Here is a 25,440-nt window from a genome sequence, read left to right as displayed (position 1 = left end):
TGGATGGCCTGGGCCACGGTTTCTTGGCGAACCGTTTGCCCGTTCCGGGAGCGGAGTTCAAGCGACGGAAAAGAAAGGTCGGGCTTGCACCGGATACCGTGGACCAGCTGGACCCAGCATGTCGCGGCGGACCCGCCCGCTCGGCCCGGCCTCGCCTCAGGCGGCCGCTGCTTCCTCGTACAGGCCGGCGATGAAATCGCTGAACGTCGGTGCTAGCGGCAGGACATAGCCCCATTGATCGGACATCGCCTGCGCCAGTGTCCAGGGCTTTTCGTATTCGGCCATCTCGTGGTCCATGAACCAGATCTCGCCGAAATGGGCCTTGTCGATCGTCATGCAGATCGGATTGCCGCCGTGGTCGCTCATGATCCACAACAGCTCATCGACGGTCGGCCATTGCGGCGTCTGGCGCGTCTGCACCAGCGAGCACTCGTCGGACCGCAATCCCAGGACCTCCTGCACCGAACCCGCCCAGTCCCCATGCGGCCAATTGAAGCCGGCGCCCCCCTGATGATAGCCGCCGGCGCAGGCCAGCAGGAAGCGGCGATAGTCGTCCGGCAAGCGACAGCCGATGGACGTCTCGAAGGCGGTGAGCGCGGCTTCGGTTGGTTGCTCCGCGCCAACTTCGATGCCTGCAATGAATTCTGCCAATTTCATATTCCCTCTCCCTGGCGCGGACGCGCAAGCCTTCGTCGCACCCGCCTTGCAGTGGGTTCGAGGGCGACGGATCAGGCCAGAGGGAGAGATTCTCTCAGAGCAGCTTGGCGCTGACGAACAGCGCGCGCACGGCGTTGGTTGCCTGCACCGCCAGCATGGCGTTACCGGCGGCGCCTTCCAGGGCCGCGACGGCGTCCTCGTGCAGCGAGCGAAATTCCATCCACTCGACCGATTTGAAGTTGGTCAGGAATTGATAGGCCTGACCGACGGTCGCGATCGCCAGCGTGTCGCCGTTCAGCTTGATCTTGAACGTCGTGCGCAGCGGGGTCTCGGAATTGGATGGATCGCTCATGGGCTGCTTCTGGACGAGGACGGCTTAACGAAGGGGAAACGGCAGCCCCGCCGTCGCAGGCGAATATCAGGAATCGGTGCTCGCGCGCTGCGAGGCGGTCGCCGCGCCGCGCAGACTCGGCACCACGACCAGGCGGTTGAACTCGCCATTGTCGTAGGCCTTGATGAACCGATCATAGTCCTTGATCGAGACGCAGCCGTTGGAATCGCCGCGCGGCCCGAGCAGGTAATTGTGCGTGAGCAGCCCGACGCGGCCGAGCGCGCTGGTGCCTTCGACCGGGGTCATGCGCAGCGCACGGACGCCGTGGAACGGCTTTTCGCGCGGCTTCAGATCGTAGATCGCCGGCGGCGTCGCGCCGACCATCCGCCGGTCGACATGGTCAGGATTGTCCATCAGGGCGCCCAGGCCGGAATGAGCTTCCAGCGCCACGCCGCTCGGCAGATAGACCGCCTTGGCCGAGATGTCATAGACCGCGGTGCGCGAATCGTAGCCGAGCGCGGCGAGGTCCGGCCCCCTGCCGAGCAGGCCGTCGCCGGGCGTCAGCGAGGCCAGCTTGATCTTGTCGGTGAATTTTTCGAAGAAATTGCGGTTGTCGACCCTGAGATTGGTGTCCGCATAGGCCTGGCTGGAGGCGATCTGAGCGGAGAAGTCCGCCTGGACTGGACGCGCGCGCGGCATGGGGATGGCGTCGGCGCGCTGCGAGCGCCTCGCCTCCTCGGTCATGTACCGGTCGTCCTCGGTCAGGATCGAGCGCCAGTCGTCGCCCTGGAGCTTCTGGGCCAGCATCGCCTTGGCATCCCGCAGCTTGAGCTGGGCCGCATTCACCGCGGAGCGCTCCAGCACCCGCAGACCAAGCTCGCGCGGCGACGGGCCGGCTGAGGCCGAGGCGAAACGGTCCTCGAATGAGGGGGCATTGGCCGGCGGCAACGCCGCGGAGACCAGCGGGGTCGAATCGCTGATATCGGCGACCCACGCGGCGGCGCCGAGCGCCAGCGCCATCGCGGCCACAGACAGCAGAATCGTTTCAGCCCGCCCGACACGGCGGCGCGACAACAGCCTCTCGGCGTGTGCTGCGTCGGAAACCATCAGATCCCCAAATCGACCCCCGGGGGCTTACCCACCCCCACCCGGAGAGACTCTATACCAGCTACCACATTGGGAGCCAAAAGTTAGGCATAATCGGGGCCGCCAAGGCCCTCCAAAGGTATCCCCTAAGGTATCCAATGACCGATCCGTTCGATCTCGATCGCTTTGTCCAGGCCCAAGACCCGGTCTATGGCGACATCTTGGGCGAGCTGACTAGGGGCCGGAAGCAGACTCACTGGATGTGGTTCATCTTCCCCCAGGTCGCAGGTCTCGGCGCCAGCGCCATGTCGCAGCGATATGCCATCGGCTCCCGCGCGGAGGCCGAGGCCTATCTCGTCCACCCTATCCTGGGCGGGCGGCTGATCGAATGCACCAAGCTGGTGCTCGCAGTCGAGGGCCGGACCATCAACGCGATCCTCGGCGCGCCGGATGACGCCAAATTCCGCTCGTCGATGACGCTGTTCGGCGCGATCTCCGCCGAGCCCGTCTTCGATCAGGCGCTCGCCCGCTATTTCGCGGGCGAACGCGACGGCGCCACGCTGGAGATCCTCGAAAGGCTCGATCAGGCTCGGCATTAGCAGGCGCCGATCAGCGTCCTTGGAAGACGGCCGCGCGACGCTCAATGAAGGATTGGATGCCCTCCTTGGCGTCGGCACTGCCGAGCACGCGATCGCGAATTTTCGGGATGTAGGCAATCGCAGCCGCTTCGCCAGCTTCGACATAGTTCGCCGCCGCTTCCTTGGTCACCTGGATGCCGAGCGGCGCATTGCGCGCGATCATGGCGGCGAGCGTCATCGCCCGCCCGATCTGCTCGCCTGCAGGCACGACCTCCTGGACGAGACCGATCGCATGCGCGCGCTGCGCCGAAAACTCGTCGCAGAGGAACAGATGATACATCGCATCGCCCCAACCGGCCCGCGACAGGAAGCGGAAATGCGCGCCGCCCAGCGGTGCGATGCCGCGCCTCGCCTCCATCTGGCAGAAGCGTGAATCATCGGCCGCAACCACGATGTCACCGGCGAGCATCAGCTCGATGCCGATGGTGTAGACGATACCCTGCACGGCCGTCACGATGGGCTTGCGGCAGCGCTTATTGAGCCCGAACGGGTCGACATTACCGTCCTTGATGTTGCGCTTCTCCGCGGTGGGACCGAAGAATTTGGGCATATCGAGACCTGCAGTGAAATCCCCGCCCTCGGCGCAGACCACGCCGACGCGATAGGCCTCGTTGTGGTGCAATTCGGTGAGTGCATCGGACAATTGCTCCATCATCGCAGGCGTGAACGCGTTTTTCTTCGCGGCGTTGGCGATGATGATCTTGAGGACGTGGCCGTGCACCTCGGTGCCGATCTGACCTTCGCTCATGTGCTCGTCTCCCGATTGTTGGTGTTGGCAGCAAGTCAGGCCGGCTGCTGAAGCGCCGCGCGGATCGCCTCGATCCGGGCCGGCGTGAACACGCCGGAATCCAGCAGCTGAAGGATCGAGAGCACCCCGCCGCGCGATCCCCAGCTTCCCTCATCGATGATCTCGAAATTGACCCACCAGGTCGGCGACGGCGCCGGCATGCCGCAGGCCTCCGCAAGCCGCGCCAGCACGTTGCGGATCACCTCGGCGCGCACCTCCGCCGGCCAGGCCGCGCTCATGACGGCGATGTTGACGGTGATGATGTCGCGCGGCTTGTCCTGGTCGCACAGCAACCGGCCGCCGATCGCCATGCTGTCGGGCGGCAGGTCGTGGAAGTGCACCTGGAACCCCATTCGGGCCGCCGGCGCCTTCTGGCCGACCTCGGGCTCGAGCACAGCGTCGGTCAGGCTTTCCGCAAGCTGCCGGCGCTGCGGCAGGCCGAGCCGTCCGGCCGGCGCGGTGACGGTAATGATGGTCAAATCGGCACCTCTCCACGAATATGACACTCGTCATATCTCAGCACGGCTTGCCTATGTCAAGTGTCATAGTCTAGATGGAGATGGCCAATTGCAGGATTCCCGATGACTGCCACCACACGCGACAGGATGATCGCCGGCGCCGCCGACCTGATGAGCCGCCGCGGCGTCAACGCCACCAGCATGCGCGACGTGGTCCGCCACACAGCGACGCCGCGCGGCTCGATCAGCCACCACTTCCCCGACGGCAAGCCGCAATTGATCGCCGAAGCCGTGACCTTCGCCGGCCGGCAGGTATCCATTCCTCTGGAGAAAGCCATGAACGAACGCGGCGTGATCGGCGGCCTCAAGGCTTTTGTCGCATCATGGCGCCGCCAGTTGGAGGCAACCGGCTTCGAGGCCGGCTGCCCCGTGCTCGCCGTGGCGGTCGATCGCTATGTCGGTGAGCCCAGTGACAAGGACGACGCGGCCGCGCAGCAGCACCTGCTCGATCTCGCCGAAGGCGTGTTCGCCGATTGGCGGCGGATCATGCTGGCAGCCTTGTTGCGCGAAGGACTGGCTGCCGAGCGCGCCGAGCGGCTTGCAACGCTCGTCGTCGCCTCGATCGAAGGCACGGTCGCGATGTGTCGCGCCAGCCGCAGCGCCGACGCGCTCGATCAGGTTCAGGAGGAACTGGAGATCGTCCTCGCAACCGCCCTCGCCTGCACAAAAAAATAGATTGGAGACGCGCAATGGACTTATCCCGGCAACGCGAACTCGCCCGTCAGCTCGCCGATTTGCGTCGCGAGGGCCGGCAACAGAGCGGCCTCGACGAACGGCTGGTCCCACCGGATGCGGACACGGCGTACCAAGTCGCGCAGATGGTGGAAGAAGAACTCGGCTGGGATGTCGTCGGCTGGAAGATCGCGGGCATGAAGTCGGGGCTCCAGCGTCAGCTTCGCATCTCCGCGCCGATCTATGGGCGGGTGTTCGCGCCCCTGATCAAGAGTTCGCCCGCCAGCGTCGAGCATGCCAGACAATGCAGCCCGATCCCTGAAGTCGAGTTCCAGGCGCGTCTCGGCGCCGATCTGCCGCCGCGCGCGAAGCCCTATACGGTGGACGAGGTCGGCGACGCCGTGGTCTCGTTGCATCCCGGCATCGAGCTCGCCGAGTGCCGCTTCATTCACGATGCGGCGTTTCCGCCGATGCCGGCGATCATGGCCGACGGCTCCGGATCAGGAACGATCGTGCTCGGAGAGCCCATCGCCGACTGGCGTAGCCGCGACGTCGCCACTCAAGATGTCGTCCTGAATTGCAACGGCATCGAGAGACGCCGCGGCTCCGCTGCAGAGGCGATTGACCATCCGCTGGTGCCGCTGGCCTGGCTTGCCAACGAGCTGTCGCGGACCGGCATCGGTCTCAAGGCCGGCCAGACGATCAGCACGGGCACGCTGACCGGTATGCTCCGGCCCAAGGCTGGCGAGACCTACGTTGCCGATTTTGGTCCGCTGGGATCGGTCAGCGCGACCTACAGCTGAGCCGGCCAGGGAGCGTAAACCGCAGATTAACATGGCCGCCCTATCGTCCGGGCAAAATACTTCTCCGTTATTTGCCGGACAGATCATGAAAATCGGTACGCTCCTGACCAGCGCCATCGTCTCGCTCTCGACCGTCGGCGGCGGTCTCGCCGTCTACGTCGCCGCGACGAAGTACCAGACCATGGAACGGATCACTGAAGCGCAGGGGCGGCTCGCAATCGTCCGTGCGGTCAGCGACATCCCGCGCTATCTCAATCCGGAGCGCGGCTTTTCCACCAACATCCTCTACGGACCTGCGGCCATCGACCCTGCGCTGCTGGCCGAGCAGGACAAGCTGCGCAAGCAGACCGACCGCGCCCGCGACAAGATGAACGCGCTGCGCAAGGAGCTGCCCGGCCCGTTCGACGACGGCACCACGATCGGCAGCAACATCGACGGCATCAACGCGAAGTTCACCGCGTTGCGCGAGGCCATCGACAAGGCGCTGGCGGGTCCCGCCGAGGCGCGCAAAGACGCGGCCAAGAAGATCGTCGCCGACAATGCCGTGCTCAACGGCGGCGTGACTGCGCTGCTCAACGAGCAGGTCCGCCGCATGGCGATCTTGAACGGTGACGCTTACCGGCAGGCCAGCTACGCTAATGTCGCGATGACGCTGCGCGACGTCGGCGGCTTCAATTCCAGCCTGCACAAGAACCTCCTCGGCGGAAAGAAGCCGGCGACCGACGCCGAGAAGGCCGACATTGCCCGCTCGCAGGGCCGCAACGATCAGATCGTGATGTCGCTGCAGGAATTGCGCGGCAATCCAACAACGCCGGCGAATGTCGCGGAGGCCCTGGAGAAGTTCAACGCGATCTATGTCGAGGAGTTCGGCCGCGAGCTCAAGCTGGTGAAGGACGGCGCGATCACCGGCAAGTACGAGCACGACATGGACACCTATTACGCCGCCACGCAGCGCGGCCTCGGCACCATCATCGGCGTCCGCGACGCCTTCTACGACAACGCCGAGCAGATTCTCGCCGGCGCTTCGTCGGCCGCGCACACCAGCTTCACGATCGCGCTCGTCGGCCTTGTCGCCGTGCTGATCGCCAGCGCCGGCCTCATCGTGACGGTTCGCCGCCGCGTCTGCGCGCCGATCGTCGGCCTGACGACGCGCATGTCGCGGCTCGCCGACGGCGAGGTTGAGGAGAGCATTCCGGGCGCCGAGCGCTCCGACGAGATCGGCGCGATGGCCGCGGCCGTTCAGGTGTTCAAGGACAACATGATCCGCGCCGATCGGCTCGCGGCCGAGAAGCAGGCCGAGAACGACGGCAAGATGCGCCGCGACCAGGCGCTCGACGATCTCACCCGCGCCTTCGAGGCCAAGGTGACCGAGCTGGTCGGCGGCCTGTCGCGGGCCTCTGCTGCAATGGAAAGCACCGCGCAGTCGATGACCTCGACGGCGGCGCAGACCAACAGCCAGGCCGCCGTGGTCGCCGCCGCCTCCGAACAGACCTCGACCAACGTGCAGACGGTCGCGAGCGCCACCGAAGAGCTGACCTCCTCGATCGCGGAGATCGGGCGTCAGGTCGCCCAAAGCACCGAGATCGCGGCCCGTGCCGTCGACAATGCCCGCCGCACCGGCGACACCGCGCGGACGCTCGCCGAAGGCGCCCAGAAGATCGGCGACGTCGTGACGCTGATCCAGAGCATCGCCGAGCAGACCAACCTGCTTGCGCTAAATGCAACCATCGAAGCCGCCCGTGCCGGCGAGGCCGGCCGCGGCTTTGCCGTGGTCGCCTCCGAAGTGAAGTCGCTGGCCGGGCAGACCGCCAAGGCCACGACCGAGATCTCCGAGCAGATCACCGCGATCCAGACCGCGAGCGACGAGACGGTGGCGGCAATCCGCAACGTCGCCGACGTCATCGCCGAGATCGACCAGATCGGCACCGCCATCGCCGCGGCGATCGAGGAACAGGGCTCGGCGACCAAGGAGATCGCCCGCAGCGTTCAGGAGGCTGCCCGCGGCACCCAGGAGGTCAACAGCAACATCTCCGGCGTGCAGGGCGCCGCCGACGACACCGGCGCCGCGGCAAGAGAGGTGCTGGGCGCGGCCGAGCAGCTCTCGACCCAGTCGCGCGATCTCGCCGGCCAGTTCGAGCGCTTCCTCGGTGAGGTCCGGGCGGCGTAGCACGCGAAGTCGTAGCCCGGATGGAGCGCAGCGCAATCCGGGACAGTGCCGTTGACGCGCGAGACCCTGGATTACGCTGTCGCTCCATCCAGGCTACGCGACCTCAATACGGCGGCGCCTTGCGCGCGCGCTGTGCTTTCGCCGCCTCGATCCACCAGGTCAGATCGTCGGCGAAGCGCGGAAACGAGCGCTCCAGAGCCTTGCCGCCGTCGCCGATCGGCTCGCCGGCGTCCGACAGCGTCTGCGCGATCGGGCCGACACCGATGGTGCTCGATATCACCACCATGCCCATCTCCGAGAGCGTGCCGTGCCAGGCGGTCGCTGCGCGCGCGCCGGACAGCCGGCCGGCCGAATAGCTCACGATCGCGGCCGGGCGCCAGAACCATTCCTCCAGGAAATGGTCGGTGAGGTTCTTCAGCCCGGGCTGCATGCCCCAATTGTACTCGCCGGTGACGAAGACGAATCCGTCGGCGCCGCGGATCTGCCCGGCCAGCTTCTCCAGCGCCTCCGGCGCCGAGCCCTTGGGATGTTCCTTGTACATCCGGTCCAGCATCGGCAGCCCGATCGCCTTGGCGTCGATGAATTCGACGTCCTCGCCGCGATCGCGCAGCCGGTTGATGACGAAATTCGCAAGGCGGATGCCCATGCGGTCGGAACGGTAAGAACCGTAGAGAACGAGAATGCGATTGCTCATGGCCGGACGGTAGCACGAAACCGGCGTCCAGCCCTACCCGATTTGTCGCACTACCTTCCGCGACCACGGCCCAGTGTTTGCGACGGCGTCTCGCCGAACTGGTCGCGGTAGCTTCTTGAGAAATCGCTGAGATGCCAGAAGCCATACGCCAGCGCGACCGCCTTGACGCTATCGGCCCCGGCGAGAAGGCGCCGACGCACCAGCCACAGCCGATGCAGACGCAAATAGCGGTGCAGGCTCATGCCGCGATAGCGGCGCACGACGTCGTGCATGGTGCGAACGGACAGTCCGAGCCTGCGCGCGATCTCGTCGCTATAAATCGGCTCCGACAGGTCGTCAGACAGCAGCGCGCGGATGTCCTGGAATAGCCTGAAATTCCGTCCGTCGTTGGGTGCAAAGGTCCAGCGGGCCGGAACGATCGTTGCAAACGCCTCGTCGACGGCCCCGAGCAAGGACTCCTTCATCGCCGCGCCCTTCAACAAGAGTTCCGGTGCCGAAATCGGCCCGGCCGCCTCGGCCAGCACCTCCCTAACCACGCCGCGCAACCGCTGCAAGCCGGCCGTGGAGATTTCAAAAATCTTGAAGCTCGAGAGCGTGGGCGGCCAGCCACGATCCCTCACCTCGGGCCGGAAAACCACCGAGGCGATTTGCCGCTGCACCTCCTCGATGGTGGTGTAGGCCGCCCCGCCGCTGCCAATGACCACGGCGGGTCGCGCCCGTTGCGAGCCGTTAAAGCGAATTGGCACGTTGAGATCATCCATCGTGAAGCCGATCGCCGTGCAATTCTCCACGAGTTGTGCGTCAACCACCCGCGGAAACGCGCGCGTCAAATTCACGTCGCAGCCCGGTAAGGCCAAGATCGTCTGCTCAGCCGAAATCTTCCGCACAAAAGGGGTGAATTCGAAATTCAGCCCGCGTATAGCGCTTCGAAATTCGTCGACGTCTGAAAAACGAAATGTTTTGAGTGCCGACCTCGGCACATCGTCAATGCTGTTCATGGAAATACGAAAAATGCCGCGCCGCTCTGAATGTGCGTCCGGCCGCGGGGTGCCGTTCGCTGCCTCCTTCGGTTATTTCGTTAGAATCGATCCTAACGTGCCCTGATCAATTGGAGACGGGCCGGTTGAAAGAACAATCCGGGACAACCCTGTCTCGCCGAATTTCGATAGCGTTTCCTGCGATTGAGGCGGTGCGCCAATACCGAAGCCGTTGCCATTTAAGATTCAAATTAACGCCTTTGCGGCGGAATAACCGTCGTTTGATTGTGCAATTTATTTCATTTCAGGCTCCTGCCATGACGGCAAATTCGCCTGCCGACAATCTGGCCGAATTGGAGAACGCGGTTGCAACGTGTCCGCTGGACCGGTGCGCCCGCATCCTCTTGGGCCTTTTGCAACTGCTCACAAGCAGCCGTGGTCGATCCCAGGAATTGCTCGCCGATGTGGTCGACGGCGTCCTGCTGCGACTGATCGAGCGGGTTGAGGCCAGCACGCTGATCGATGCCAGCACGGCGCTCGCAGAGCTCAAGGCGGCTCCGCCGGACACCGTGCGACGTCTCGCCTCGCACCGCGATCCGGAAGTCGCCTGCCCCGTTTTGCTCCGCTCGCAGTCATTGTCCACGGCCGATCTCACACTGATCGCAGCCGCAAGCGGCGTACGGCAGCAATGTGCCATCGCCGGCCGCGCGCCGATCGATCCACGGGTGATGGAGACGCTGATCAAGGGTGGCACTTCCAGCGTTTGTCTTGCGCTGATCGGCAACAGCGAGGCAAGATTCTCCGAAGCCGCTTACGTTGCGCTGGTTGAGAAGTGCCTTGTGGATGACGAACTCACCAAGGCACTGGCGCTCAGGCCCGACACGCCCGACACAGTCATGCGGAAGTTGCTGTCGGCCTCGCCGGCGCCGAAATCCGGCATCGGGCCGAACGCTACCGTCTCGCTTCAAGCCGCAACGGCCGCACCCATCGTCACCAAGCTACCCTCCGCGGCCGCCTATGCAAGCGCACGGCCAGAGATCGTTGCACTCAGCCGCATCGGCAAGCTGAACGATTCCACGGTGAACCGCTTCGCCATCCGCGGCGAGACCGCCAACCTCATCACCGCGCTGTCGGTGCTTTCGGGCGCTCCCATCGAGATCGTCGAACATGTCATGACCGACGAGGATTGCGAGGCTCTCGTCATGGCCTGCCGCGCCTCGCGGCTGAACTGGCAGACCACGCTCGCCATCCTGAGCAACCGCTGCGGCACACGGCTTTCTTTCGCCGAGCGCGAACGCGCGCAGCACATTTTCGAGACGCTGCTGCTGTCGACCAGCCAGTGGACGGTGCGGTGGGGCGAAATTGCCGCAAACGCCAAGGAGTGCGGTCGGGGACAGCGCGACGCAAAAAAGATGGGGGTTAGCCGATGAAGTTCGACGGTCGCAAAGCCTTTCGCGTGAAAATGGACCACAGGCAGCCGGTCAATCTCATGGGATCCGACGGCACCTGGCGGCGCAGCTGCGTCCTGCTCGACGTCTCGCAGACGGGCGCGAAGGTCGAGGTCGAGGGCACGCTGGATGTGCTTCAGGCCAAGGAATTCTTCATGCTGCTGTCGTCGACGGGCCTGGCCTACCGGCGCTGCGAGCTGGTCTGGATCGACGGCACCACCGCTGGCATCCACTTCGTCACCGCACAAAGCAAGAAGAAGCAGGCGATTACGCCGGCTGCCGCAGCGCAGAGCTCCGATCAGGCCAAATAGACCGAGAATTCGACCCATCGATTGGAGCCCGCGCTATTCCGGGGCATATCCGTGCAGAACGCGCAAACCACACTCAAACCCACCAGCCTTGGCGGCGTCGCGGTCGCTGCAGCGCCACGCCCATTCGTTCATGTGCTGGCCGACACGTCCGACAAGCTGGCCGGTGTGTGCTCGCTCCTCGAGCAACGCTTCGCCGTCGCGGGCGAGCGGCTGGACGCCGAGGCCAAGCTGTCAGAGGTGCCGTCCGCCATCGTCATTCGCGCCGAGCTTCGCGATGTCGACAATATCGCGGCGATCAAGAAACGGGCGGGCAAGCTCGCAAAGGCGAAGAAGCGGATTTTCCTGCTGGAGCACACCTCGCATGTCGCCGTTTCGCAGGCCTATGCGCTTGGAGCGACGCTGGTCCTGCCGGGCACCATCAACCGGGCGAGGCTGCTGGCGGCGCTGTCCGATCCGCCTGATCCGCTCTCGGCCGCGTCGCGCGAGAGCGCGCAGGCCGACACTGCCGTCGAGACCGCCGCGACCGCGATCGCATCCATGTTTACCTCCGTCACCCTGGGCCAGCCGCTTGACGTCAACGCCACCAAGGAAGCGGGGCGCCAGATCGCCGATCGCATCACCCGGCATGGCCTGACGGAGTGGCTCATGACGGTGCGGCGGCACCACGAAGGAACCTATCAGCATTGCCTGCTCGTCACCGGTGTCGCCATCGACTTCGGTCTGAGCCTTGGCGTCGGCAGAGCCGACCTGGAACGTCTCTACTCGGCGGCCATGTTCCATGACATCGGCAAGGCGCAGATTCCGCTCGCCATCCTCGACAAGCCGGGCCGCCTCGATGCCGCCGAGCGCGCGCTGATCGAAACGCATCCCGCCGCCGGCCATACGTTTCTCAAGGACCATGACGGGATCTCGCCGGAGATTCTCGATGCCGTCCGCCATCATCACGAGTACCTCGACGGGAGCGGCTATCCCGATGCGCTCTGCGCCGAGAGCATTGGCGATATCGTCAGGATTCTAACGATCTCGGACATCTTCGCAGCCCTGATCGAGCACCGGCACTACAAGCCGACCATGCCGCGCGCGGAGGCCTACGACGTTCTGTGCGAGATGACAGGCAAGCTGGAGAAGGCGCTAGTCCGCGCGTTCAAGCAGGTCGCGCTCACGCGGTGAGCGCTGTGACCCGTCTCGAGCGCAGCCTAATGCGTCGCACGATGGCTGGCGCGGCGCGGGATGGAGCGGCAGGCCAGCCCGTCGGCCAGCAGCTTCATGTCCTCGTGCCGGCCGCTGCGAATCAGCCGGCCGAACTCTTCGGGTGTGAAAGGAAGACTCGGATCATCATCGATCTTGGGCCGCAGTCGCGGACCGAAGAACCGCCGAACCAGGCTAGCCAGCCGCCGCATATCAATTCCCTCGCGCCAGCAACAAACCTCTCAGTCCGCATATTGTTCCTCCCGCGACTTCGAGATTGCAAGAGGCCACTCGCGACACCGCACCAAAAATTTTCCGCCAGAGAATAATCTCCTCTTGCTCGTGCTAATCGGCAAAACCCACGTAACGCACGAACTGGTGGTTGTGCTCGCGGTCCGAGCGCACGGCGTTCGCGGCAAAGCCGTCGTCGGGATAGCCCATCGCGACACAGGTCATGATGACCTCGTCCTCCGGAATCTCGGCGACCTCGCGCACGATGTCGGAGCGCATGATGCCCTGCCCGTTGATGACCGAGCCGAGCCCGCGGTCCCACGCCGCGAGCACGATGCCGTAGCAGAGCGCGCCGAGATCGAAGTGGCAGACCGCGCCGGGATCGAGCACGCGGTCATAGGTCAGCACCAGCGAGACCGGCGCGTCGAACTGGCGGAAGCCGCGCAGCACCCAGTCCTGCCGCATCGGCTTGTCGTCGCGCGCGATTCCCATCGCGCCGAAAAGCTTTTTGGCGATGTCGACCTGCCGGGTACGATGCACGCCCTGGTATTCGCCATGGCTGACGATGTCGCGCTTGACCTTGGCGCCGCCGGCCATCTCCGACATGTTGCGGCGACGCACCTCCTCCAGCGGATGACCCGTGAGCACATGGACATGCCAGGGCTGGGTGTTCATCGACGAGGGCGCGCGCTTGGCGCTCTCGATGATCGCCTCGATCACCGCGCGCGGCACCGGCTCGTTCTTGAAGCCACGCACGCTGCGGCGCGACTGGACCAGCGTCTCGAATTCCACCTCGTGAACCTCCCTGCCCGTTCGTCCGGCCTTGCGACGCACGCCGGTTGCCGATGCGGCCCGCAAAACCTATGCTAATGACCAAGCAAGACCAAGAACCCTGTGAGGAAAGCCCATGGCCGCACCGCTCGATCCCGTCATCGCCCAGATCATTCCGCTCATGCCGATGCGCGATCCCACGGTCATGACGCCACAGAGCGCCCGCGATTCCTTGCGCGCACTGGCTGCCTCGCGTGCCGCCATTCCGCCGCCGCCCGTCGATAGCGTCGAGGATATCAACGTGAAAGGCGGCGCCGGTCTGCTTCCCGCACGGGTCTATCGGGTCGGCGCCACGCCGGCGCCGACGGTGGTGTTCTTCCACGGCGGCGGCTGGGTTGCGGGCGATCTCGAAACCCACGACCGGCAGGCGCGCAACCTTGCGATCGAGACCGGCGCGGTCGTCGTCTCCGTCGACTATCGCCGCCCGCCCGAGACGCGCTTTCCCGGCGCCTTCGAGGATGCTTTCGCCGCGGTCAGCGACGTGTTTGGCCGCGTGGCGGAATTTGGCGGTGACGCAACGCGCTTCGGCGTTGCCGGCGACAGCGCCGGCGGCAATCTCGCAGCGACGAGCGCGATCGCCTGCCGGGAGGCCGGCATCAAGCTCGCCGCGCAACTGCTGGTCTATCCGGTCACCGACGTCGTCGGCGCTTATGCCGATGCGCGCGCGAACGCGCGCTATCCCTCGCGCAGCGAGAACGCCGAGGGCTACTTCCTCACGCGGGCGACGATGGAATGGTTCTGCGGCCATTATCTCGCCGATCCCGCACACGCCGGCGACTGGCGCGTCTCGCCGCTGCGGGCCGCCTCCTTGGCCGGCGTCGCGCCCGCGGTCGTGACCACCGCCTGGTTCGATCCCCTACGCGACGAAGGCGCCGCCTATGCGCGGGCGCTGGAGGCGGCCGGCGTGAAGGTCAAGCACCATGAGGGCCCCGGCCTGATCCATGGCTATTTCGGCATGGGCGACGCCTCCGACGTCGCGCGCACTGAGGCGCAGCGCGCGCGGGCCGACTTCAAGGCGCTGCTGATGCGCGGCGCGTGAAGGCGATCAGGCGCTCTGCGCCCGCTGCGCCGCGGTGTGCCCCCAGGTCTCATCCCAGTCCTGGCCAGCGGCATCGACCACGCGGCCGTCGGCCTCGAAAAACTTGTTCGGCACCTGGAAGATCGCCAGGATCAACGCGCCGTCGGGGCACCAGGCGGCATGCCGGCTCCCCGCCTCGCGCCAGATGAATTCGCCGGCCTTGCAGGCAATGCCCTTGGCCGGACCCTCCTTGTCGACGAGCGCGCCTTCGATCACCCAGCTCTGCTCGATGCCGACATGTTCGTGATCGGGCAGCACCGATCCTGGCGCAAAACGCATCAAGGCGGTCATCAGCCCCGTACGGCGATCGAACAGTAGCGTCTTGGCCTCGCAGCCCGGAAAGCGCGTCTTCTGCCAATCCATGTCTTGGGGTCGAACCAGGTGGGAATGCCGATCGGCTGCCTGGTCGTGCGGGATCGCGGCGTCCATCACGATGCTTCCTCTCCATCTCAAGGGACCGACGCTAGCAGGATCGCCCGATGCGGTCAGCGAGCACTGCAACAGAGGCGACATCTTCCGAGCTGGCGCGCAAAAATCAGCGGGCGACCGGGCGGCCCAGTGCTCATCCTGCTTGATTGCGCCACGATTCCCGGCTCCACTCTCCCGGCCATTTCTGGTTCAGGAGACCCCCATGATGAAACGGATTTTCCTCGCTGCGATCGTTGCCACCTTCGCAGCGGGCTCGGCCCTTGCGCAAGAAACCTGCGAGAGCAAGGCCGTCGGCAAGGACGGCAAGCCGCTGGCCGGCGCCGCCAAGACTTCGTTCCTGAAGAAGTGCAAGGAAGACGCCTGCGCGCCCAAGGCCGTCAGCGCAGACGGCAAGCCGCTCGCCGGCGCCGCCAAGAACAGCTTCATGAAGAAGTGCGAGACCAGCGCGTAACGCGCAGTCCGTTCCCGGCTTTTTCAGCAAAGCCACAAGCGAAATGCCGTCATGGCCGGGCAGAAGCGCGTCTTCGCGCGAGAATGTCCCGGCCATTTGCTTTTTGGTGCCTCCCCACCGCCAGTTTCCGACACGCGCCGAGCGCGTAAAGCAAACGCGCCGCGACCCTAGACAGAACGCAGCGGCTGACAGATGATGCGACGCTGAGCGAACCGGGGCGCATCAACGAGGCTTCCAGCAAAGGATGGACGAGATGTTGCAGTTCCGCGTGCGTGATCACATGATGGCGATAATGAGCGTGCTCTTTGCGCTGCTCATGATCGTTGACGTTGCCAACGCGAGAGGCCCCGGCCTGCCCAACGTCATGGTTCTCGCAACCGGCGGCACGATCGCCGGCAGCGGGGCGAGCAGCACCACCGTCATCGGGTATACCGCGGCCACGGTGGGCATCGAGACCCTCTTGAACGCCGTCCCCGAGTTGAAAACCGTGGCCAACGTCAAGGGCGAGCAGGTCTTCCAGATCGCCAGCGAGAATATGAACAATGATTATTGGCTGAAGCTCGCCAAGCGCGTCAATACGCTCCTCGCGCAGGACGACGTGGACGGGATCGTGATCACGCACGGGACCGACACGATCGAGGAAACCAGCTATTTCCTCAATCTGGTCGTCAAGAGCAAGAAGCCTGTGGTCGTCGTCGGTGCGATGCGGCCATCGACCGCGATCAGCGCGGACGGCCCGATCAACCTCTTCAATGCGGTGATCCTCGCAGGCAGTGAAGAAGCCGTCGGCAAAGGCGTGCTCGTCGCCCTCAACGATCAGATCAACGCCGCGCGCGACGTCACCAAGAACAACACGTCCACGGCAGACACCTTTCGCACGCCTGAACTCGGCTTTCTCGGCTACATGCAAGGCAACAAGCCGTATTTCTATCGCCAAACGACCCGCCGGCACACGGCGGATTCCGAATTCGACGTATCCAAGCTCGATGTCCTGCCGCAGGTCGACATCGTCTACGGCTACGCCAACATGAACCGGGTCGCGATCGACGCCTTTGTCGCCGCCGGCGCCAAGGGGATCGTGCATGCCGGCGTAGGCGACGGCAGCCTCGCCCGCCCGGCGGTCGAGCCGGCGCTCGACGATGCCCGCAAGAAGGGCGTGGTGATCCTTCGCAGCAGCCGCGTCGGCAACGGCATCGTCGCGCGCAATGGCGAGGCCAAGGACGATGAGCACGACTTCGTCGTCTCCGATACGCTCAATCCCCAGAAGGCGCGCATTCTGCTGATGCTGGCGTTGACCAAGACGAGCGACACCAAGGACATTCAGCGGATGTTCTACACCTATTAGAGCCTAGTCGCGCTTGAAACGATAATCGAACGCCGCGCCGAACGGCTTGATCAGGCCAACCGTGGGCGTCGGAAAATGGATCGGCAGGATCAGCGTGTCGGTGTCGGCAACAGAGGCGAAGAACTTTCGTCGCGACACCGTCGACAGCTTCGCATCCCAATCCGGCTTCGCCGACCAATCCGGCTCACGACACTGAATCTGGTGGTGCATGAGGTCGCCCGCGACCACGGCGCGCTGGCCCTTCGAAAGAATGTTCACGCAACAATGGCACGGCGAATGCCCCGGCGTCGGCGTGAGCGTAACGGTGTCGTCGAGCGCGTAGTCGTCGTCGACGAGCAGCGCCTGCCCGGCCTCGGCGACCGGCCGGCAATTGTCGCGAAAGACGGTGCCAGGCGGATTGTTGCCCTTGGCATGCTCGGCTTCCCAGGCCGCATACTCGCCCTTGTGGAAAATATATTTCGCATTCGGGAACGTCGGCACCCAACGGCCGTCGCGCAGGGTCGTGTTCCATCCGGTATGGTCGATGTGCAGATGCGTGCAGAACACGTAGTCGATCTGCTCAAAGCCGATGCCGAGCGCAAACAGCTCATTGCGCCAGCGCGCCTTGCCGGGGAAATCGAACGGCGGCGGATGGCCTTTGTCCTCACCGGTGCAGGTGTCGACAAGGATGGTGTAACGCGGCGTGCGGACCACGAAGGTCTGGTAGGTGATCACCATCATGCCGCGCGCGGCATCGAACACCTCCGGCTCCATCGTCGGCAGATGGCGCTTGAAGACGTCTTCGTCATAGGTCGGGAAAAAGTCCTGGGGCCGCCGCCACGGCCCCTCCCGCTCGATCACCGCATCGATGGTGATGTCGCCGATCCGCAGCTGCTTCATGGTTGTTCGTTCCCATTTTGCGAAGCGTAACGAACGAACGGGAGGCATTCAAGACGCCGACCGTGCCGGGACGTCTTGCGCGGGGTGCCGCAAATCGACCTCAAACACTGAGGATGATGATCATGGAATGAGGAATGTCTGGTGGGCAGGAAACTGAAAGTGACCGCGGCGATCATGATCGCCGTCGCAGCTGCAATTTACGTCAACAATACAAGCCTTCTGGCGCCACATCGGGACGGCAAGCCGGTGCTGCTCGCCCATCGCGGCATGGCGCAGCGGTTCGATGAACGCGACCTGAAGAACGATACCTGCACCGCCGCGCGGATGCTGCCGCCGGTGCACGACTATCTCGAAAACACGCTGCGCTCGATGCGCGCGAGCTTCGCGGCCGGTGCCGACATCGTCGAGCTCGACGTGCACCCGACCAATGACGGCGAGTTCGCCGTCTTCCATGACTGGACGCTCGACTGCCGGACCGACGGCCTCGGCGTCACCCGCGCGCAGAGCATGGCAAAGCTGAAGACGCTCGATATCGGCTACGGCTACACCGCCGACGGCGGCAAGACCTTCCCGTTCCGCGGCAAGGGCGTCGGCATGATGCCGACATTGTCGGAGGTGTTCGCTGCCTTCTCCGACAAGCAGTTGCTCATCAACGTGAAGAGCCGGGACCCGGACGAAGGCGAGAAACTTGCCGGCGTGCTGACCGCGTTGCCGGCCGGGAGGCGCAGCACCATCATGGTCTATGGCGGCGACGAGCCCATCGACGTGATCCGTCGCCTCGTCCCGGATGTCCGCACGATCTCGCGCGCAGCCATCCGAAGCTGCCTGGTCCGCTATATCGGCTACGGCTGGACAGGCCTCGTCCCGCAGGCTTGCCGCAACGCGATGGTGCTGGTGCCAATCAACGTCGCCCCCTGGCTATGGGGCTGGCCCGATCGCTTCCTCGCACGCATGAATGGCGTCAACAGCGCCGCGTTCGTGCTCGGCCCCTACAGCGGCGGCGGGTTTTCTACGGGCGTCGACACGGCGGAATTGCTCGCCCGCCTTCCGCAAAGCTATTCCGGCGGCATTTGGACCAACGAAATCGAGACCGTCGCCAGACTGACGGGCAAAAGCCATGACTAGCTCCGCAACCCCGGCGCCTCCTGCCCGGTGCGCGCGACATATTCGGTGTAGCCGCCGCCATATTGGTGGATGCCCTCCGGCGTCAGCTCCAGCACGCGGTTCGACAGCGTCGCCAAGAAATGCCGGTCGTGCGAGACGAACAGCATGGTGCCCTCGAAATCCGACAGCGCGTTGATCAGCATTTCCTTGGTGGCGAGGTCGAGATGGTTGGTGGGCTCGTCCAGCACCAGGAAGTTCGGCGGGTCGAACAGCATCTTGGCCATGACGAGGCGCGCCTTCTCGCCGCCCGAGAGCACGCGGCAGCGCTTCTCGACGTCGTCGCCGGAGAAGCCGAAGCAGCCGGCGAGCGCGCGCAAGGAGCCCTGCCCCGCCGTCGGAAACGCGTCCTCCAGCGACTGGAACACGGTGCGCTCGCCGTCGAGCAGATCCATCGCGTGCTGGGCGAAATAGCCCATCTTGACGCTGCCGCCCAGCGCCACGGTGCCCTCGTCCGGCTCGCTCGCACCGGCAACCAGCTTGAGCAGCGTCGACTTGCCGGCGCCGTTGACGCCCATCACGCACCAGCGCTCCTTACGGCGGATCATGAAGTCCAGCCCGTCATAGATGCGCTTTGAGCCATAGCCCTTGTGCACGTTCTTGAGTGCGACGACGTCCTCGCCCGAGCGCGGCGCCGGCAGGAAGTCGAACGCGACGCTCTGGCGGCGGCGCGGCGGCTCGACCCGCTCGATCTTGTCGAGCTTCTTGACCCGGCTCTGCACCTGGGCCGCATGCGAGGCGCGCGCCTTGAAGCGCTCGATGAACTTGATCTCCTTGGCGAGCATGGCCTGCTGGCGCTCGAACTGCGCCTGCTGCTGCTTCTCGTTCTGCGCCCGCTGCTGCTCGTAGAATTCGTAATCGCCGGTGTAGGTGGTGAGCGAGCCGGAATCGATCTCGATCACCTTGGAGATCACGCGGTTGATGAACTCGCGGTCGTGCGAGGTCATCAGAAGCGTGCCTTCGTAATCGTGCAGGAATTTTTCCAGCCAGATCAGGCTTTCCAAATCGAGATGGTTGCTCGGCTCGTCGAGCAGCATGACGTCGGGGCGCATCAGGAGAATGCGCGCCAGCGCCACACGCATCTTCCAGCCGCCGGACAGCTTGCCGACATCCCCGTCCATCATCTCCTGGCTGAAGCCGAGGCCGGAGAGCGCCTCGCGCGCGCGGCCGTCGAGCGCATAGCCGTCGAGCTCCTCGAACCGGTGCTGCACCTCGCCATAGCGGGCGATGATCTCGTCCATTTGGTCGGCCTTGTCGGGGTCGGCCATGGCGGCCTCGAGCTCGCGCAATTCAGCCGCGACCTCGCTGACGGGGCCGGCGCCGTCCATCACCTCGGCCACCGCGCTGCGGCCACTCATCTCGCCGACGTCCTGGTTGAAATAGCCGATGGTGATGCCACGATCGATGGAGACCTGACCCTCGTCGGGCAGTTCCTCGCCGGCGATCATCCGGAACAGCGTGCTCTTGCCGGCGCCGTTCGGGCCGACGAGACCGATCTTCTCCCCCTTGTTGAGGGCCGCGGAGGCTTCGATGAACAGGATCTGGTGGCCGGCTTGCTTGCTGACGTTGTCGAGGCGGATCATGAGTGACTTTTGGGGGATTTTTGCGTTGCAGCGTCATAGGCCATACGGGGCGTGAGGGGAAGCCCGGGACAGGCCGGGATTCAGCCCATTCGCTCGTGACCGCTCGGTTCGGGGCCTACGGGCAAATGGGTCGGGCAAACTGCGTCCGGCACGGGCATCTATGCTTCGCTTGCCGGATATGTCGGCTTTTCCATCGGCTGGGTCGAAGGCCCGGAGATCAACGCTCGGCCTGTAAGAACTTTCGCCGAATCTCGAAGAGACCTGAGACCGGCGCCGCCTCTCTATCTTACTGAGAACGGCGCCTGATACGGCCGCCCGAACGGCACGCCGTTGATGACGGTCTGGATCGGCTTGAGGTGGGCTTTCCCTTCCCTCCTGTTGTTGCGCGTGTCGACGAAGCTGACCGGTCCCTCCACCAGCTCCATGATCGCGACGTCGGCGGGCGCACCGACCTGCAGCGTGCCGATCTTCGGCGCGCGGCTGATGATCTTCGCCGGCGCGGTCGTTGCCATTGCGACCACCTGCTCCAGCGTGAAACCGAGCGTCATGAACTTGCTCATGACGTTGGGCAGGAAGGGAATCCCCGGCGAATTGCCGGAGAAGACGTGGATGTCCGAAGAGATGGTATCAGGAGCGCATCCGCCGGGGATCGCCACTTCCGCCACGGTGAAATCGAAGCTGCCGCCGCCATGCCCGACGTCGAACATGACGCCGCGCTGCTTGGCCGCGAGAGCCGCAGGCAGCAGCTTGCCGTCCTGAACGATATTCGTGAACACGCTCGACATGTTCGGGGCGCCCGAATAGGCATGCGTCAGCACGTCGCCCGGGCGCATCAGGTCGAGGATTTGCGACATCAGCTCCTTGGATTCGACGCCGCCGATATGTACCATCATCTTCGCCGGCCAGCCGCACATCTCGCACGCCTGGATGCCGCGCTTGAGCGGCTCGAGCCCATGCTTGAAGATGACGTTTTCCGACATGCGCACCTTGACCCCGAGCAGGAAGTCCGAATTCTCGGCCAGTGCCATGGCGCAGGCTTCGGTCTGCGCTGTATCAATGTTGTGGAGCTCGGCGACCGGGAACGCCGACAGGCCGTTATTGGCGATGTGGACGAAGGCGTACATCCGCGCCCGCGTCTGGGCCACGATGAAGCGGCGCAACGCCGCCAGATTGTTGACGCCGGCATCGCCCGCCGACACGACGGTCGTCGTGCCCTGGAACTGGACCAGCTCGTCGGCGGGAATGCCGATGGCCGAGCCGTAGGGATAGACGTGACAATGCAGATCGATCAGGCCGGGCATCACCAGCTTGCCCGAGGCGTCGATGCTCTTCAGCGCGCGCTCGGCCGGGATCGTCTCCTGGACCGCCTCGATCGTGCCCCAGCGGATACCGATATCGCGCCTGGCGCGCAGCGACTGGCTGGGGTCGAGCACCTCGCCGCCGCGGATCACCAGATCGTACTTGTCGTTCGGCCCCATCGCCCCGCGCGCGGGCGCGGCGAGGCCGACGGCGGCGGCCGCCGTCGAGAGTGCCAGGAAATCGCGGCGTGACAACGCAAGCATGATGATCCCCCCTCTGTGCTTTTGTTCGCGGCAACGGCCGGGCTGGATGTCCAGATCTGCTTCCGCCGCCAAGGTCGAGTTCACAACGAACGGGCTTGGAAATGAAGCCCGGATGATCCGATCCTATGACGGCACGCGAGCCCTGAGGAGCCGCGAAATTTTCCAGAATCGCATCGGGCGGGCACCACTGGCAGAAGTCCGGCTGCATCTTTGCTGCGCCGCGACATGCGCGTGAATATCCGGCTGCTTGGAGTCGAACGTCTAAGACCAATAATGCGACACCGGGGCTTGTCGGATGCCGGCAATGCGTCCAAACTGTGATCAAAGTCGCTGGAATGCGGCATACCTCCAGCGGTTCACAACGACAAGCGCGTCGAAACGCGTTCGAACAATCAGGCCGCCAGGGAGGACGTCCATGACTGCAAAGTCCGAAAAGACCAGAACAACTCGTCGCAAATTCCTGCTGACCGCCGGCGCGGCCGGCGCTGCCACCATCGCCATGCCGCAAGTCAGCCGGGCGCAGACAGCGACCCTGAAGATGCAGGGCTCGTGGGGCAAGGCCGATGTCTTCAACGAGATGGCCGAAGATTATGTGAAGCGCGTCAACGATATGGCCGGAGGCCGGCTGCGCATTGACTATCTGGTCGGCGGCTCGGTCGTGCATCCGTTCCAGGTCTTCGACGGCGTTCATGGCGGCCAGATCGACGCGGCACACACGGTGACGGTGTACTGGTACGGCAAGCACAAGGCCGCCTCGCTGTTCGGCACCGGCCCGGTGTTCGGCTTCAACGCCAACGAAGGCCTTGGCTGGATCCACAACGGCGGCGGCAAGGAGCTGTTCGAGGAACTCCAGACCAAGATCATGAACGTCAACATCAAGAGCTTCTTCGCCATGCCGATGCCGACCCAGCCGCTCGGCTGGTTCAAGAAGCCGATCACCAGCGACGCCGATCTCAAGGGCTTGAAATATCGCACGGTCGGTCTGGCCGCCGATCTCTTCCAGGCGATGGGTGCATCGGTCGCGCAGCTGCCCGGCGGCGAGATCGTGCCCGCGATGGAGCGCGGCGTGATCGACGGATTTGAGTTCAACAATCCGACCTCGGACCGGCGCTTCGGCGCGCAGGATGTCGCCAAGAACTACATGATGGGCAGCCATCATCAGGCGACGGAATATTTCGAGATCATGTTCAACCGGACGAAATTCAACGCGCTGCCGAAGGAACAGCAGGCGATCCTGCAATACGCCGCCGAGGCCGTGTCCTCCGCCAACGAATGGAAGGCCATGGATTATTATTCGAAGGACCTGCAGGAGCTGATCAACAAGGACAAGGTCAACGTCCAGCGCACACCGAAGTCGGTGTTCGACGCGCAGATCAAGGCGTGGGACGGTCTGATCGCCCAGCTCGGCTCGGATCCGTTCATGAAGAAGGTCATGGACTCGCAGAAGGAATGGGTGCGCCGCGTGGTTTACTACAACATGAACAACGCGACGGACTACCGCGGCGCCTTCGAGCATCACTTCCCGGGCGTGCTCAAGGTCTGACGGCTGTCGCGGGGGATCGCGTCAGGTCTTATCGCGAGGGCGGCGCAATTGAAGCGCCGCCCACGAGTTGGAGGGGGACATCCGGATGGACTGCTCGCAGCGAGTTCAGCTCGCATGACGAAATTCCTGTTCTTCATCGATGAGCTCAGCACGTGGGTGGGCAAGGCGTTCGCCTGGCTGATCCTCGTCCTCACCCTGGGAGTCAGCTACGAGGTGTTCGTGCGCTACGTGCTGCGTGCGCCGACCACCTGGGCTTTCGACATCAGCTACATCACCTACGGCGCGATGTTCCTGATGGCCGGCGCGTACACGCTCTCGCGAAACGGCCATGTCCGCGCCGACGTGGTCTACCGCCTCTGGTCGCCGCGCACCCAGGCGACGATGGACCTCGTCCTGTATATCCTGTTCTTCCTGCCGGCGATCGCGGCGCTGATGTATTCGGGCTGGAACTACGCCCAGATGTCGGTGCGCTTCCGCGAAGTCAGCATCTTCAGTCCGGCCGGCGTTCCCGTGTTTCCACTGAAGGCGCTGATTCCGCTCACCGGCTTCCTTCTGTTCCTGCAAGGGGTCGCCGAGATCATCCGCTGCGTGCTGTGCATCCGCACCGGTCGATGGCCGCAGCGCCTGCACGACGTGGAGGAGACCGAGAGCCTCGTCATCCGCGAACATCAGCAGCACGCGGCTGAGCCGCAGAGTGAGAAGGGACCAGGCGCATGACCGATCCTCAACTCGGCATGCTGATGCTGGGCCTCTTCATCTTCATCATCATGCTCGGCTTCCCGATCGCCTTCACGCTGATGGCGATGGGCGTCTCGTTCGGCTACTATGCCTACTACACCCCCGGTCAGGACTTCTTTCAGAACCGTATCTTCACGCTTCTGGTGCAGAAGACGTTCGAGGTCACATCCAGCGACGTGCTGGTGGCGGTTCCGCTATTCCTGTTCATGGGTTATTTGATCGAGCGCGCAAACATCCTCGACCGCCTGTTCTACTCGCTGCAGCTGTCGATGAAGAACGTGCCGGGCGCACTTGCCGTGGCCACGCTGATCACCTGCGCCATGTTCGCGACCGCCACCGGCATCGTCGGTGCCGTCGTCACGCTGATGGGGCTGCTGGCATTGCCGGCGATGCTGCGAGCGGGCTACGACGCCAAGCTGTCGGCGGGCGTCGTCTGCGCCGGTGGCTGCCTCGGCATCCTGATTCCGCCGAGCATTCTCCTGATCGTCTATGCGGCGACTGCCGGCGTCTCGGCGGTCAAGCTTTACGCGGCGGCGTTCTTTCCGGGGTTCATGCTGGCCGGCTTGTATGTCCTCTATGCGATGACGCGCGCGATCATCAATCCCGCGCTCGCGCCGAAGCTGCCGCGCGAGCAGACCGACGTGCCGACCTCGAAGGTCATCTGGGCGCTTGCCACGTCGTTCCTGCCGCTCGCGTTGCTGATCGTTTCGGTGCTCGGCGCGATCCTGTTTGGGCTCGCGACGCCCTCGGAAGCGGCCGCGGTGGGAGCCCTCATGAGCATCGTGCTGGCGGCTGCCTATCGTTCGCTCAACTACGAGATGATACGCGAATCCGTGTACCTGACCGTGCGCGCCACGGCGATGGTCTGCTACCTCTTCATTGGATCCTGGACGTTTTCGGCGGTGTTTGCCGTCCTTGGCGGACAATCGGTGGTCGAGCAGTTCTTCACTTCGATGAACCTTTCGCCGATCCAGTTCCTGCTGCTGACCCAGATCATCATCTTTCTGCTCGGCTGGCCGCTGGAATGGACCGAGATCATCATCATCTTCGTGCCGATCTTCCTGCCGCTGCTTCCGCAGTACGGCATCGATCCGATCTTCTTCGGCATCCTGGTCGCACTGAACACGCAGACGGCCTTCAACACGCCGCCGGTCGCGATGGCCGCCTTCTATCTGAAGGGCGTGGCGCCGCCCGAGGTCAAGCTGACCGACATCTTCTCCGGCGCGCTTCCGTTCGTCGGCCTGGTCTTCCTCACCATGGCACTAGTCTACATCTTCCCGGGGATCGCATTGTGGCTGCCGAGCTATCTCTATGGGGCGCGATGAGCGGACC

The 25,440-nt window shown here is 64.5% G+C and carries 27 protein-coding genes and 1 pseudogene; 15 read left to right on the top strand and 13 right to left on the bottom strand.

Going from position 1 to position 25,440, the window contains the following annotated elements:
• Positions 1-156 precede the first annotated feature (156 nt).
• From I6F21_RS04390 to I6F21_RS04380, 3 genes are all read right to left on the bottom strand, one after another.
• Positions 157-657 carry an SMI1/KNR4 family protein gene (locus I6F21_RS04390; protein WP_225113942.1) on the bottom strand — a complete coding sequence of 167 codons (501 nt, stop codon included), beginning with the start codon at positions 655-657 and terminating at the stop codon, positions 157-159.
• 94 nt (positions 658-751) lie between these two features.
• Positions 752-1,009, bottom strand: a complete 258-nt coding sequence (locus I6F21_RS04385; protein ID WP_036000273.1) for a hypothetical protein — start codon at positions 1,007-1,009, stop codon at positions 752-754.
• Between the two features lie 66 nt (positions 1,010-1,075).
• Positions 1,076-2,026 (bottom strand): DUF2778 domain-containing protein, encoded by a 951-nt coding sequence (locus tag I6F21_RS04380; RefSeq protein ID WP_036000297.1) that lies wholly within the window; start codon positions 2,024-2,026, stop codon positions 1,076-1,078.
• Positions 2,027-2,232: 206 nt separating this feature from the next.
• Between I6F21_RS04380 and I6F21_RS04375 the strand changes: the two genes are divergently transcribed.
• Positions 2,233-2,673: a DUF1810 domain-containing protein gene (locus I6F21_RS04375; RefSeq protein ID WP_225140311.1), complete on the top strand. Its 441-nt coding sequence runs from the start codon at positions 2,233-2,235 to the stop codon at positions 2,671-2,673.
• 10 nt (positions 2,674-2,683) lie between these two features.
• Here the strand turns inward: I6F21_RS04375 and I6F21_RS04370 are convergent, their stop codons facing one another.
• Both I6F21_RS04370 and I6F21_RS04365 read right to left on the bottom strand, forming a co-directional pair.
• Positions 2,684-3,460, bottom strand: a complete 777-nt coding sequence (locus I6F21_RS04370) for a crotonase/enoyl-CoA hydratase family protein (RefSeq protein WP_225140310.1) — start codon at positions 3,458-3,460, stop codon at positions 2,684-2,686.
• A gap of 35 nt (positions 3,461-3,495) precedes the next feature.
• Positions 3,496-3,978 (bottom strand): tautomerase enzyme, encoded by a 483-nt coding sequence (locus I6F21_RS04365; protein ID WP_225140309.1) that lies wholly within the window; start codon positions 3,976-3,978, stop codon positions 3,496-3,498.
• 126 nt (positions 3,979-4,104) lie between these two features.
• Here I6F21_RS04365 and I6F21_RS04360 point away from each other — a divergent pair, with 126 nt between their 5' ends.
• The 3 genes from I6F21_RS04360 (at position 4,105) to I6F21_RS04350 (ending at position 7,659) form a co-directional block, all read left to right on the top strand.
• Complete coding sequence (locus tag I6F21_RS04360) at positions 4,105-4,692, top strand: helix-turn-helix domain-containing protein (protein ID WP_225140308.1); 588 nt, start codon at positions 4,105-4,107, stop codon at positions 4,690-4,692.
• 14 nt (positions 4,693-4,706) lie between these two features.
• Positions 4,707-5,492: a fumarylacetoacetate hydrolase family protein gene (locus tag I6F21_RS04355; RefSeq protein ID WP_225128566.1), complete on the top strand. Its 786-nt coding sequence runs from the start codon at positions 4,707-4,709 to the stop codon at positions 5,490-5,492.
• Positions 5,493-5,577: 85 nt separating this feature from the next.
• Positions 5,578-7,659, top strand: coding sequence for a HAMP domain-containing methyl-accepting chemotaxis protein (locus tag I6F21_RS04350; RefSeq protein WP_225182812.1), 2,082 nt, complete (start codon positions 5,578-5,580; stop codon positions 7,657-7,659).
• Between the two features lie 103 nt (positions 7,660-7,762).
• Here I6F21_RS04350 and I6F21_RS04345 read toward each other — a convergent pair whose 3' ends face one another.
• Both I6F21_RS04345 and I6F21_RS04340 read right to left on the bottom strand, forming a co-directional pair.
• Positions 7,763-8,353: an NAD(P)H-dependent oxidoreductase gene (locus I6F21_RS04345; protein ID WP_036022824.1), complete on the bottom strand. Its 591-nt coding sequence runs from the start codon at positions 8,351-8,353 to the stop codon at positions 7,763-7,765.
• Between the two features lie 50 nt (positions 8,354-8,403).
• A complete protein-coding gene (locus I6F21_RS04340; RefSeq protein WP_225125625.1) occupies positions 8,404-9,351 on the bottom strand; it encodes an AraC family transcriptional regulator in 948 nt (315 codons plus the stop codon).
• A gap of 296 nt (positions 9,352-9,647) precedes the next feature.
• Here I6F21_RS04340 and I6F21_RS04335 point away from each other — a divergent pair, with 296 nt between their 5' ends.
• From I6F21_RS04335 to I6F21_RS04325, 3 genes are read left to right on the top strand one after another with little or no spacing between them, the layout of a single operon-like run.
• Complete coding sequence (locus tag I6F21_RS04335; RefSeq protein WP_225140363.1) at positions 9,648-10,760, top strand: DUF2336 domain-containing protein; 1,113 nt, start codon at positions 9,648-9,650, stop codon at positions 10,758-10,760.
• Complete coding sequence (locus I6F21_RS04330; RefSeq protein WP_036033812.1) at positions 10,757-11,089, top strand: PilZ domain-containing protein; 333 nt, start codon at positions 10,757-10,759, stop codon at positions 11,087-11,089. Before I6F21_RS04335 ends, I6F21_RS04330 begins: the two co-directional genes overlap by 4 nt.
• Positions 11,090-11,140: 51 nt before the next feature.
• The gene (locus I6F21_RS04325; protein WP_225140306.1) at positions 11,141-12,259 is read left to right on the top strand and encodes an HD domain-containing phosphohydrolase; all 1,119 of its coding nucleotides are present in this window, start codon (positions 11,141-11,143) and stop codon (positions 12,257-12,259) included.
• 26 nt (positions 12,260-12,285) lie between these two features.
• Here I6F21_RS04325 and I6F21_RS04320 read toward each other — a convergent pair whose 3' ends face one another.
• Entirely contained in the window at positions 12,286-12,489 is a 204-nt protein-coding gene (locus I6F21_RS04320) for a hypothetical protein (RefSeq protein WP_036000317.1), read from the bottom strand.
• A 133-nt stretch (positions 12,490-12,622) separates the two neighbouring features.
• Positions 12,623-13,300, bottom strand: coding sequence for a nitroreductase (locus tag I6F21_RS04315; protein WP_225114113.1), 678 nt, complete (start codon positions 13,298-13,300; stop codon positions 12,623-12,625).
• A gap of 115 nt (positions 13,301-13,415) precedes the next feature.
• Here I6F21_RS04315 and I6F21_RS04310 point away from each other — a divergent pair, with 115 nt between their 5' ends.
• Positions 13,416-14,378 (top strand): alpha/beta hydrolase, encoded by a 963-nt coding sequence (locus I6F21_RS04310; protein ID WP_225140305.1) that lies wholly within the window; start codon positions 13,416-13,418, stop codon positions 14,376-14,378.
• 6 nt (positions 14,379-14,384) lie between these two features.
• Here I6F21_RS04310 and I6F21_RS04305 read toward each other — a convergent pair whose 3' ends face one another.
• Positions 14,385-14,846: a cupin domain-containing protein gene (locus I6F21_RS04305; RefSeq protein ID WP_036000328.1), complete on the bottom strand. Its 462-nt coding sequence runs from the start codon at positions 14,844-14,846 to the stop codon at positions 14,385-14,387.
• A 202-nt stretch (positions 14,847-15,048) separates the two neighbouring features.
• Between I6F21_RS04305 and I6F21_RS04300 the strand changes: the two genes are divergently transcribed.
• Both I6F21_RS04300 and I6F21_RS04295 read left to right on the top strand, forming a co-directional pair.
• Complete coding sequence (locus tag I6F21_RS04300) at positions 15,049-15,297, top strand: hypothetical protein (RefSeq protein ID WP_036000331.1); 249 nt, start codon at positions 15,049-15,051, stop codon at positions 15,295-15,297.
• Between the two features lie 292 nt (positions 15,298-15,589).
• Entirely contained in the window at positions 15,590-16,642 is a 1,053-nt protein-coding gene (locus I6F21_RS04295) for a type II asparaginase (protein WP_225140304.1), read from the top strand.
• Between the two features lie 3 nt (positions 16,643-16,645).
• Here I6F21_RS04295 and I6F21_RS04290 read toward each other — a convergent pair whose 3' ends face one another.
• Positions 16,646-17,521 carry an MBL fold metallo-hydrolase gene (locus I6F21_RS04290; RefSeq protein ID WP_225140303.1) on the bottom strand — a complete coding sequence of 292 codons (876 nt, stop codon included), beginning with the start codon at positions 17,519-17,521 and terminating at the stop codon, positions 16,646-16,648.
• Between the two features lie 174 nt (positions 17,522-17,695).
• Here I6F21_RS04290 and I6F21_RS04285 point away from each other — a divergent pair, with 174 nt between their 5' ends.
• On the top strand, positions 17,696-18,646 hold the full coding sequence (locus I6F21_RS04285; RefSeq protein ID WP_109145822.1) for a glycerophosphodiester phosphodiesterase family protein: 951 nt from the start codon (positions 17,696-17,698) through the stop codon (positions 18,644-18,646).
• Here the strand turns inward: I6F21_RS04285 and I6F21_RS04280 are convergent.
• Positions 18,643-20,265: an ABC-F family ATP-binding cassette domain-containing protein gene (locus I6F21_RS04280; protein WP_109143956.1), complete on the bottom strand. Its 1,623-nt coding sequence runs from the start codon at positions 20,263-20,265 to the stop codon at positions 18,643-18,645. The two genes, I6F21_RS04285 and I6F21_RS04280, sit on opposite strands and share 4 nt — an antisense overlap.
• Before the next feature lie 117 nt (positions 20,266-20,382).
• Here I6F21_RS04280 and I6F21_RS04275 point away from each other — a divergent pair.
• Positions 20,383-20,487 (top strand): annotated as a pseudogene (locus tag I6F21_RS04275) (DUF3750 domain-containing protein); the annotation flags it as partial.
• A gap of 59 nt (positions 20,488-20,546) precedes the next feature.
• Here the strand turns inward: I6F21_RS04275 and I6F21_RS04270 are convergent.
• The gene (locus I6F21_RS04270) at positions 20,547-21,827 is read right to left on the bottom strand and encodes an amidohydrolase/deacetylase family metallohydrolase (RefSeq protein ID WP_225114117.1); all 1,281 of its coding nucleotides are present in this window, start codon (positions 21,825-21,827) and stop codon (positions 20,547-20,549) included.
• 415 nt (positions 21,828-22,242) lie between these two features.
• Here I6F21_RS04270 and I6F21_RS04265 point away from each other — a divergent pair, with 415 nt between their 5' ends.
• The 3 genes from I6F21_RS04265 to I6F21_RS04255 all read left to right on the top strand — a co-directional run bounded on the left by I6F21_RS04265 (position 22,243) and on the right by I6F21_RS04255 (position 25,433).
• A complete protein-coding gene (locus tag I6F21_RS04265; RefSeq protein ID WP_036000349.1) occupies positions 22,243-23,370 on the top strand; it encodes a TRAP transporter substrate-binding protein in 1,128 nt (375 codons plus the stop codon).
• Positions 23,371-23,484: 114 nt separating this feature from the next.
• Complete coding sequence (locus tag I6F21_RS04260) at positions 23,485-24,087, top strand: TRAP transporter small permease subunit (RefSeq protein WP_025035930.1); 603 nt, start codon at positions 23,485-23,487, stop codon at positions 24,085-24,087.
• Positions 24,084-25,433 (top strand): TRAP transporter large permease subunit, encoded by a 1,350-nt coding sequence (locus I6F21_RS04255; protein ID WP_036000352.1) that lies wholly within the window; start codon positions 24,084-24,086, stop codon positions 25,431-25,433. Before I6F21_RS04260 ends, I6F21_RS04255 begins: the two co-directional genes overlap by 4 nt.
• Positions 25,434-25,440: the final 7 nt, after the last annotated feature.

The organism is Bradyrhizobium sp. NBAIM03 (assembly GCF_020194055.1).
GTDB lineage: Bacteria > Pseudomonadota > Alphaproteobacteria > Rhizobiales > Xanthobacteraceae > Bradyrhizobium > Bradyrhizobium yuanmingense.
This window is presented reverse-complemented; position numbering and strand designations above follow the sequence as displayed.

Coding starts and splice junctions, on each gene's coding strand:
- I6F21_RS04390 (WP_225113942.1), bottom strand. CDS start 657: ATGAAATTGGCAGAATTCATTGCAGGCATCGAAGTTGGCGCGGAGCAA.
- I6F21_RS04385 (WP_036000273.1), bottom strand. CDS start 1,009: ATGAGCGATCCATCCAATTCCGAGACCCCGCTGCGCACGACGTTCAAG.
- I6F21_RS04375 (WP_225140311.1), top strand. CDS start 2,233: ATGACCGATCCGTTCGATCTCGATCGCTTTGTCCAGGCCCAAGACCCG.
- I6F21_RS04370 (WP_225140310.1), bottom strand. CDS start 3,460: ATGAGCGAAGGTCAGATCGGCACCGAGGTGCACGGCCACGTCCTCAAG.
- I6F21_RS04360 (WP_225140308.1), top strand. CDS start 4,105: ATGATCGCCGGCGCCGCCGACCTGATGAGCCGCCGCGGCGTCAACGCC.
- I6F21_RS04355 (WP_225128566.1), top strand. CDS start 4,707: ATGGACTTATCCCGGCAACGCGAACTCGCCCGTCAGCTCGCCGATTTG.
- I6F21_RS04350 (WP_225182812.1), top strand. CDS start 5,578: ATGAAAATCGGTACGCTCCTGACCAGCGCCATCGTCTCGCTCTCGACC.
- I6F21_RS04345 (WP_036022824.1), bottom strand. CDS start 8,353: ATGAGCAATCGCATTCTCGTTCTCTACGGTTCTTACCGTTCCGACCGC.
- I6F21_RS04340 (WP_225125625.1), bottom strand. CDS start 9,351: ATGAACAGCATTGACGATGTGCCGAGGTCGGCACTCAAAACATTTCGT.
- I6F21_RS04335 (WP_225140363.1), top strand. CDS start 9,648: ATGACGGCAAATTCGCCTGCCGACAATCTGGCCGAATTGGAGAACGCG.
- I6F21_RS04330 (WP_036033812.1), top strand. CDS start 10,757: ATGAAGTTCGACGGTCGCAAAGCCTTTCGCGTGAAAATGGACCACAGG.
- I6F21_RS04320 (WP_036000317.1), bottom strand. CDS start 12,489: ATGCGGCGGCTGGCTAGCCTGGTTCGGCGGTTCTTCGGTCCGCGACTG.
- I6F21_RS04310 (WP_225140305.1), top strand. CDS start 13,416: ATGGCCGCACCGCTCGATCCCGTCATCGCCCAGATCATTCCGCTCATG.
- I6F21_RS04305 (WP_036000328.1), bottom strand. CDS start 14,846: ATGGACGCCGCGATCCCGCACGACCAGGCAGCCGATCGGCATTCCCAC.
- I6F21_RS04300 (WP_036000331.1), top strand. CDS start 15,049: ATGATGAAACGGATTTTCCTCGCTGCGATCGTTGCCACCTTCGCAGCG.
- I6F21_RS04295 (WP_225140304.1), top strand. CDS start 15,590: ATGAGCGTGCTCTTTGCGCTGCTCATGATCGTTGACGTTGCCAACGCG.
- I6F21_RS04290 (WP_225140303.1), bottom strand. CDS start 17,521: ATGAAGCAGCTGCGGATCGGCGACATCACCATCGATGCGGTGATCGAG.
- I6F21_RS04285 (WP_109145822.1), top strand. CDS start 17,696: ATGATCGCCGTCGCAGCTGCAATTTACGTCAACAATACAAGCCTTCTG.
- I6F21_RS04280 (WP_109143956.1), bottom strand. CDS start 20,265: ATGATCCGCCTCGACAACGTCAGCAAGCAAGCCGGCCACCAGATCCTG.
- I6F21_RS04270 (WP_225114117.1), bottom strand. CDS start 21,827: ATGCTTGCGTTGTCACGCCGCGATTTCCTGGCACTCTCGACGGCGGCC.
- I6F21_RS04265 (WP_036000349.1), top strand. CDS start 22,243: ATGACTGCAAAGTCCGAAAAGACCAGAACAACTCGTCGCAAATTCCTG.
- I6F21_RS04260 (WP_025035930.1), top strand. CDS start 23,485: ATGACGAAATTCCTGTTCTTCATCGATGAGCTCAGCACGTGGGTGGGC.
- I6F21_RS04255 (WP_036000352.1), top strand. CDS start 24,084: ATGACCGATCCTCAACTCGGCATGCTGATGCTGGGCCTCTTCATCTTC.